This is a genomic window from Planctomycetia bacterium (assembly GCA_034440135.1).
Lineage (GTDB): Bacteria > Planctomycetota > Planctomycetia > Pirellulales > JALHLM01 > JALHLM01.
On sequence record JAWXBP010000414.1, the window covers coordinates 19360 to 27374 of the forward strand.

General features: G+C 61.0%; 6 protein-coding genes. 3 read left to right on the forward strand and 3 right to left on the reverse strand.

The genetic code is table 11. The features are described from left to right. Positions 1 to 311 precede the first annotated feature (311 nt). The gene (gene speA, locus SGJ19_24230; protein ID MDZ4783367.1) at positions 312 to 2243 is read right to left on the reverse strand and encodes a biosynthetic arginine decarboxylase; all 1932 of its coding nucleotides are present in this window, start codon (positions 2241 to 2243) and stop codon (positions 312 to 314) included. 219 nt (positions 2244 to 2462) lie between these two features. On the opposite strand from speA, the gene SGJ19_24235 reads away from it, so the two are divergent. Next, a complete protein-coding gene (locus SGJ19_24235) occupies positions 2463 to 3350 on the forward strand; it encodes a hypothetical protein (protein ID MDZ4783368.1) in 888 nt (295 codons plus the stop codon). Positions 3351 to 3362: 12 nt separating this feature from the next. Here the strand turns inward: SGJ19_24235 and SGJ19_24240 are convergent, their stop codons facing one another. Both SGJ19_24240 and SGJ19_24245 read right to left on the reverse strand, forming a co-directional pair. Continuing rightward, on the reverse strand, positions 3363 to 3839 hold the full coding sequence (locus tag SGJ19_24240) for a hypothetical protein (GenBank protein ID MDZ4783369.1): 477 nt from the start codon (positions 3837 to 3839) through the stop codon (positions 3363 to 3365). Between the two features lie 144 nt (positions 3840 to 3983). Then, positions 3984 to 6182, reverse strand: coding sequence for a pentapeptide repeat-containing protein (locus SGJ19_24245; GenBank protein MDZ4783370.1), 2199 nt, complete (start codon positions 6180 to 6182; stop codon positions 3984 to 3986). A 439-nt stretch (positions 6183 to 6621) separates the two neighbouring features. Between SGJ19_24245 and SGJ19_24250 the strand changes: the two genes are divergently transcribed. Then, positions 6622 to 7248, forward strand: a complete 627-nt coding sequence (locus SGJ19_24250) for a sigma-70 family RNA polymerase sigma factor (GenBank protein MDZ4783371.1) — start codon at positions 6622 to 6624, stop codon at positions 7246 to 7248. Then, on the forward strand, positions 7245 to 8015 hold a 771-nt coding region (locus SGJ19_24255; GenBank protein MDZ4783372.1), incomplete at its 3' end, for a protein kinase. The genes SGJ19_24250 and SGJ19_24255, both read left to right, overlap by 4 nt.

Genomic DNA, 8015 nt, shown 5'->3' on the forward strand with positions numbered 1-8015 from the left:
CGGGTGCCACTGGCGGCTTGTCCGCCAGTGCAGTTTTGATCTCGATAGCAAGCCCAACTCCAGCACTGGCGGACAAGCCGCCAGTGGCACCCCGCATCAAACTTTATGCGGGTGTACTTAGCGAGGGGGAGAGGACGTTGGCGATCGTTGGACTCGTACGTCGGGCCGACGGTCTGGTCGGCCAGAATGGTGCTCGATCGGAATTGGACGACGGCCTGCTTGGCGTATTCGATGAGTTCATCGCCTACGTCAACTCTCCCTCGCTGGCGTTACGGGCTGGTGTGGGAGATGGCGTGCGATCGGTTCGGCGTTTACGACTTCCAAGCCGTCTCGCGCGCGTCTTCGAGGTACGTGTAGCCGCGGAGGCCTTCTTCGTAGAACTTCGTCAGTTGGCCGGCCTGCTGGTAGTCCAGCTTGCCGTCGCGGACGGCCAATTCGACGTCATTGCGGAAACGGCGGATCAGCGCGTCGGACTCGTAATTGACGTAGTTCAACACCTGCTTGACGGTGTCGCCCTTGACGACCGTTTCGAGCACGACCTCGTTACGATCGTCGAGGCTCACCACCACGGCGTTGGTGTCGCCGTACAGGTTGTGCAGGTCGCCAAGGATTTCCTGATAGGCCCCGATCAAAAACGCGCCTAGATAGTACGGCTCGCCATTGAAGGCGTGCAACGGCAAGGTGCGTTTCACGTCGCGACGATCGATGAACTGATCGATCTTGCCGTCGGAATCGCAGGTGATGTCCCCCAGCACGGCGTGATGATTCGGCCGCTCGTTCAGGCGATGAATCGGCAGCACGGGGAAGAGCTGTTTGATGGCCCAACTGTCCGGCATCGACTGGAACAGCGAGAAGTTGCAGAAATACGTCTCGCTCAGCAGCGCGTCGATCCCCTGCAAATCTTCCGGCACGTAGTCCAACTGCTGGCAGAGCCGCTGAATCTTCCGGCACGTGGCCCAGAACAAGTTTTCCACCAGGCAGCGCTGATCGAGCGGTAAGTAGCCGGCGCTGAACAGGTTCATCGCCATGTCGAGCGCCTGTTGCGCGTCGTGGTAACTCTCCGTCAGGTTGCGCACCGTGACATTGCGATACGCGTCGAACAGATCGATCACCGGTTGCTCGGCGTCCGGCGAGGCTTCGCGCGGGATGTCGTTTTCGCCGAGACCGGACACGCCCAGCACGTTGAACACCAGCACGCTGTGGTAGGCCACGACCGCGCGGCCGCTCTCGGAAATGATCGTCGGGTGCGGCACCTTGGCGTCGTCGCACACGCTCTGGACGTGGTAGATCACGTCGTTCGCGTATTCCTGCAGCGTGTAGTTCACGCTGCTGTCGAAATTCGTTTGGCTGCCGTCGTAGTCGATCCCGAGCCCGCCGCCGACGTCGAGGTATTTCAAGCCCGCGCCGCGGCCGGCCAATTCGACATAGATCCGCGCCGCTTCGATCAGCGCCGCCTTGATGTGGCGAATGTTCGGGATCTGGCTGCCCATGTGGAAGTGCAGGAGTTGGAAGCAGTCTTCCATGCCCTGTTCTTTCAATTCACCGAGCGCCCGAAGAATCTCGGAAACTGTCAAACCGAACTTCGAGCGGTAACCGCCGGAAGATTGCCACCGTCCGCCGCCGCGCGTGGCCAGCTTGACGCGCATCCCGAACGTGGGGCGCACGCCGACCTTGGCCGCGTACTTCAGGATCAAATCCGGCTCAGTGTATTTTTCCACCACCGGGATGATCGTTCGCCCGATCTTTTGGGCGAGCATGCACATCTCGATGAATTCGTCGTCCTTGAAGCCATTGCAAATGATCGGCGTATCATTGCTGGCCAAGGCCACGACGGCCAGCAACTCCGGCTTCGACCCCGCTTCGAGACCGAACTTAAACTGCTTGTTGTGCAGCAGCACTTCCTCGACGACCTCGGCCTGCTGGTTCACCTTCACCGGGTAGACGCAGCAGTAGTTGCCCTTGTACTGGTATTCCTGGATGGCGTTGGCGAAGGCGCCGTGAATTTCCCCCAGGCGGTGCTTGAGGATTTCCGAAAACCGGACCAGGATCGGCAGGTCGATGCCACGCTGTTGGAGCTCGTCGACCAGCCGCTTCAAGTCAATGGAGCGGCGGGGATCTTTGTCGGGGTGAACCAGCAGGTTTCCGGACTCGTCGACCGAAAAATAGCCTTTCCCCCAGCGTTCGACCTCGTACAGTTCCGCGGCATCGGCCGAGGTCCAAGCCTTGACGGTCGTTTCGAGCATCGACGTGACTTCTCCAGCGTGCGAAACTTGCGACCAGAAAAGCAGCCGCATCGAGTATCGCGGTCTGCGTGCTCACCAAAAAAAACAGCCAGCCAACGACCCTCGGCGCGCACATCTCCCTCCGCGCCGACGTCGTCCGAACGTAACATCATATCCACTTTCCGCCGCCAGTCGACCTGCCGGACGGGGAAAACCACCTTCGACGATCGAGCTCCACCCATGCAACTTCGCTGGATTGCCAGCTCCCGCGCTAGTTGGGCGCACGCCGCCGTGGCAATCGCCGCCGGCGCCGCGCTCGCCGACGCTTCGCTGACCGAACTACTCGCCCCGCCCGTCTTGCGGTTGACGCAATGGTTGGCGGACCAATCCGTGCCAGATCGCTTCTGGGAACACCTGCCGCCGCTCGCCGCCGGCATCCCGCGCAACGACGAACTGGCGGGCGTGCTGCTCACCAAGACCGTCGGCCGCGACCGCGCCGAGGGACTCAAGAAGTGGCTCGCCGCCGTGTTGCGCGAAGTGGAATTGCCCTGGTCGCAGCGCTTTCCCGAGTTGACCGACGAGTTGGCGCTGCGCGCCCAGCCGCTGCAACAACAATGGGATGCGCGCGGTCCAGGATTGATGCGGTTGCTCGGCAATCTGACGGAGGCAGACCTATTGGTCGAAGCAGCCGACGTGATCCTTGTGCAGCCGGTTCTCGGCGGCGCGGGCGAGCCGCAGTTGTCGTACAACTCGGTCCGCATCGAGGCCGTGCTCGCCGATCCGATTCCCGAACTGCCGGAGTTGGCGCGGCTCGCGTGGCTCGTTGCCCAGTTGAATCTTGACTTGCCAGTTCATCAGGAACTGCTGAGCGACTTGCCCGCCACGAACTGGACACCTGCACAAGTCTGTCGGTTGGCGATGTTACCTGCGGTGTTGGCCGCGGCCGAGCAAGTGGAACTCACCAGGTTCGATCCCGCGACGATGCGACAAGCGTTGCAGTCTTGGTGCGGCTGTCAGGACAACTTGGAAACAGTCGCCACGAACACCTCCGCCTGGTGGGAGACGTATCGCGGCGCCAAACCGCCCATCGCCGTAGCGCTCCGGGCGCTGGCGGAAATGCTGGCGTAATAGCAAACGACGTCAATCGTCGCTCGCACGTCCGGCCGCAAAAAAGCCCACCGCGCCGACTCCGCCTAGGATAATTCCGCTCCAAAACAGCACCGTGATCTGACCGGAGTTCCACGACCGCGCGCGTTCGAGCCGGGCACGGTGAATCTCGAACTCGGCGTGCGCCGCCTTCAACTCCTCGAGATCGACATGCACATGCCGATGATCTCGAGTCGCCAGCAATTCGTGATAGGCCCGCTTCGCTTCTTCGTTTTCGAAACGTAGCTCTTCGTGCGAGTGATCGTGCGTGCCTTCGATCAAGTCGTGCAGCCGGGAACCAGCTCGGGCGTATTCCTGCGCCTCCTCCTCCGACCAGCCGCGACTCGCGCCGAAGATCAGCGGAATTGCGAGCGACATGAGCCACATGGCGAGCCCAGCGAGTAACAGGCCGAGCGAGCGGCGACGGATGCGCGACAGTCGGTCATCGTTCGCTGCGTCGCCGAGCGACATCAAATCACCGCGGGTTCATTGAGCCGAATTGAACGCGATTTAAATTCAAAGGCGTCCAACGAATGAATCAGAGCTAACGGGCCACGCCGACGCGCATTCGATAGCGTATGTATGGCGGCTACCACGGCGCAGTTGCGGCGATTTCTAGCGACGTCGACGCCGTCCACGATAGACCGAAAACCCAAACGCACCGAAAACCAACAATGCCGCTGAATGCGGTTTCGGCACCGAGTTCGTCGCGATGCCGCCAAAGTTGTTGCGCACGATGTTTAAGTCGGTGATGTCCACATCGCCGTCCAGATCGAAGTCGCCCAGCCCCGTGCCGCCGAAGTTGTTGCGCACGTTGTTGAGGTCCGCGATGTCGAAGCCCCCGCCGTTGCTCAGCGTACCTGGCAAGGCCAGGGTCAATTCGCCCGTGGTGTAAAGCTTACTCACGTCCCACGAGTATGGGCTGGAAATGGCGAAGACGCCGGTCGGGGTGACTCCTGCCCAATCGAAGACGCGAATCGTCCGGCCGTTTTGCGCAGGCACGGCGACGCCGTCGGCGAACGTCAGATCAAGCGTCCCGCCGAGGCGGACCGCGATGCCGGGCTCGAAGGCGATGATCGAGTCCCAGGGGTCCGCTTCGAAAACAAACTGCAACGTGCTGCCGACCGCCATGGTGAGGTGATCTTCGATGGTCACGGAAATCGGCGCGCGCGGCGTCAGCCAGCCAGACAGACTCGCTACGCCGTCTTCATCGCGAACCAAGAACCGCTCGCCCGGGGCCAGGCCAAGACCGTCGATGGCGCCGTCCGGCAGAATGGCGTTGCGGTCGATCGCTCCCGTGAGATCCAGGCCGTGGACGCCGCGGAGGTCGGCGCCGGTGAGATTGGTCTGTGTTAGAGTGGCCGAGCCCAGGAACGCGTTGGACAAGTTCTGGCCGCGCAAGTCCCAGCCGGTGAGATCGTTCTTGAGCAGACTGATGCCGCGCAGTTCCTTGGCCTGGTAGCTGGCCGTGGACTGCAATTGCGCCAGCGTGAAACCTCGCGACGTAGTACTCTCAAACGACGCCCCGGCGACCGTAGCGCCCGTGAGATTGACGCCGGTCAACGTCGTAAATGCCAGGTCGGCATTGGTGAGATTTTGACCTTGGAAGCTCCAGCCCGTGAGATCGTTGTGCGAAAGTCCGACGCCGGGCAAGTTCTTGGCGCCGAAACTGGCGGTGGATTCGAGTTGGGCACGGGTGAACCCCAACGGCGTGACACCGCGCAGGTTAGCGCCCGTGATGGTCGCCCCCGAGAAGTCGGCGTTGGTCAGGTTCGAAAAATTGAGCTTAGCGTTCGTGAGATTGGCGGACACAAAGCTGGCGTTCGTCAACGTCGCTTGCCCCAGCGCGGCGTGGGAAAGATTGTGACCGCCAAAATCCCAGTCTGTCAGATTGTTATTCCACAATCGAATGCCCTGCAGGTCTTTGGCCTGAAAATCGGCGGTGGACTCGAACTGCTCCCGGGTAAAACCTCGCGAGGTCGTATCTTCCAAAGATACGCCTTTCACGGTGGCGCCAACGAAGTTCGCATTGCCGAGCGCAGCGCCATGCAACGAAACGTTGGTGAGATTGGCGCCGGAGAAATCAGCGTCAGCCAAATCTGAAAGGCTGAGCAGCGCATTGGTGAGGTCCCGGCCTTGGAAATTCCAGCCGCTGAGATCATTGAACGCCAGTTCGATGCCTTGAAGATCGCTACCCACGGTCGCGAGTTGCGCTTCCGTGAAACCTCGCGTGGTCACCCCCCACATCTTCGCGCCCTTCAAAGTCGCCCCGGTGAAGTCAACATTTTGCAGTTTCGCGTAGTGGAACGTGGCGCCGTTCAAATTCGAATTGCGGAAGGCGGCGTCGGTAAGATCCAGCGACTGAAAAATCCAGCCGCTGAGGTCGTTGTCCGACAAGTCGATTCCCTGCATGTCCCCCACATTGAAGCTATCCGTGGTCGCCAATTGGGATCGTGTGAAGCCACGCGACGTAACGTCCTTGAAATTCGCGCCCTTCACGATGGCGAGGTTGAACGCGGCGCCGGCCAAGGACGCCTGGTTGAACGTCGCATCCGTCAGGTCCGCATACCAGAACCGCGCATTCTCCAGCCAGGAGCCCGTGAAATTGGCTCCGGTAAGATCGAGCTCGTCGGAGAAGTCTCCGAAACGGAGGTTCTTCTGATCGGTATTCCATTGGGTGAGCTGCGCGCCCGGCCCTAGTACAACCATTTCGGTTCCCGGAATCAACGCGCCGGTCTGCCAGTTGAAAATCTGGGCTCTCCCGGTTTTTGAGGCCAGCGCGATCAGAATGACGGCGAGTAACGCGCGGTACATAAACCTACCCCAAGTCCAATCAATTGGTTGTTGTCCAGTCCATGCTCTTATAGTCGGCCGCACGGTCAACAGCAAGCTTTGTCGCATGATGGTCAGCCCGTCAGGCTATCGGTGCGGGCGGCGTTTGGGCGACAGTCGGCGCTTGGATCGGCGCAACGGCCCCAGGTTGGGTGGCTGCCGGCGAGGCTTGGTCGACGTTGCCCGAGGCGATCATGGCGGGCATCTTGGCCATTGCTCGGTCAACCGCGTGATTCTTCGATCCCCCAGTGTGCCGCCGGCAATTGCTGTTTGCGGCCGCTTCGCCCCGCATTCGGCCGTCTGGCAACCTTTCGAGGGCATTCTCACCGGCTGAATTGCTAGCGGCGGACTTGCGTTCGCAAGTTTTTTTCGTCCGCTTTCGGTCTCTCCCGCGTTCCTTTCGAGTAGGAGGGAACTCACGATGGCGGGTATGGCAGCCTTTATGGAATCTCACACCTCGATCGCGGCACTTCTGCGAGCCGACCGGGGCGATCAACTCGTCGTGGCCAGGTTGCTGGAGACGTATCGTCCCTATCTGCGGCTCCTGGCGCGAACCAGCGTCGACCGCGCCCTCAAAGGCAAGGCGGATCCGTCCGACGTAGTCCAGGAAGCGATGTTGCGAGCGGCCAAGAATTTCACCGGATTTCGAGGGCACTCCGAGGGAGAACTTGTCGCCTGGCTGCGGCAATTGCTGGTCCAATCGATCATCGATTTGACGCGACGATACCAAACCGCCTCCCGCCGGGTCACCCGCGAGCGATCACTGAATCAAATGATCGATCAGTCGTCCGCGGCCCTGGAGACTTTCGGGCGGAAGGCCCAGTCGAACGCGGATTCGTTGCCCTCGGGCGCCGTTGCCGGAGTGTTGGTCGCGAACGCCCTCGCGCAATTAGATAACGACGACCGCGAAGTGATCTCGCTGCGAAATTTCGAGCGACTTGAATGGTCGCAAGTCGGGGAGCGCATGGGGCGTACCGGCGAAGCGGCTCGTAAACTATGGACGCGCGCCATCTTGCGTCTGCGTCCCATCATTGAGGCGACCCTATGACCTCGCAACCAATCGACACCCCCGTACAACCCATGCGCGATTCCGATCTGACGGCGGTCTTGGACAACTACTTGACCGCGCTGCGTCGCGGGGAACACCCCTCCAAAGAAACGCTGCTGCGCGATCATCCTCACTTAGCGGCCGAGCTTTCCGGCTGCCTGCAAACATTGGATATGCTGCAGGCCTGCGCCAATTTCGACGTCGACGTCAGTGATGGGGACCGCGATTCAGTAACGCAGCGGTCCTTGGGCGACTATCACCTCCTCCGTGAAGTCGGTCGGGGCGGGATGGGCGTGGTGTACGAAGCCGAGCAGATCTCGCTCTCGCGGCGCGTGGCGCTGAAGATTTTGCCGTTCGCCGCCGTGCTCGATCCGAGGCACTTGCAGCGGTTCAAGAACGAGGCGATGGCGGCGGCGCACTTGGATCATCCAAACATCGTCGAGGTCTACGGCATCGGCTGCGAGCGGAGCATTCATTTTTATGCGATGCGATTCATCGAAGGCGTGACGCTGGCGGACGTGGTCGAGGCGAAGCGGCGCAGCCTGGCCGGGAATGTCGAAGAACGAAATCCGCAGGTCACATCAAATTCCAATGACGAAGCTCAAACGGAAGTCTTTTCGAATTCCTCCGACGCATCACTCAGCACTCCGCACGCAGCACTCGCCGCCGAGACGTCTCCCGTCCTGCAAGCCGCGCTCAGCACCGTCAACAGCATTACGCCGAAGGAACGCTTTCGCCGCATCGCTGAGATTGGCATTCAGGCTGCC